General features: G+C 58.6%; 1 protein-coding gene. It reads right to left on the reverse strand.

The window, feature by feature from the left end; all coding sequences use genetic code 11:
- On the reverse strand, window positions 1–302 hold a 302-nt coding region (locus tag X735_RS135825; RefSeq protein WP_023814485.1), incomplete at both ends, for a helix-turn-helix domain-containing protein.

Raw genomic sequence — 302 nt, forward strand, 5'->3', positions numbered from 1 at the left:
AATGGAGCTTGCTTAACGACCTTGGATTCGTCTGGTCGGCCATGACCATGGCTTCGACACTGCGGACGTCTGATCTCAACAGCGTCCGAAGCAGGGATGATCCCACCGCCATGAGCTGATCTTCGACCGAACCGCCGACGCCTTCAAGAAGGGCCAGTGGCGCAAACAACTGATGGCAGCCGGCCGAGATGGCCGCGCTGAACAGCGCCTCCTTGTTCTCGAAGTGCCGATAGATGCTGAGCTTGGATATCTTCGCTCTCTGGGCGACCTTATCACTGTGCGACGGCTGCGGCAAATGCTGC

The sequence above is a fragment of the Mesorhizobium sp. L2C084A000 genome, assembly GCF_000502875.1.
Lineage (GTDB): Bacteria > Pseudomonadota > Alphaproteobacteria > Rhizobiales > Rhizobiaceae > Mesorhizobium.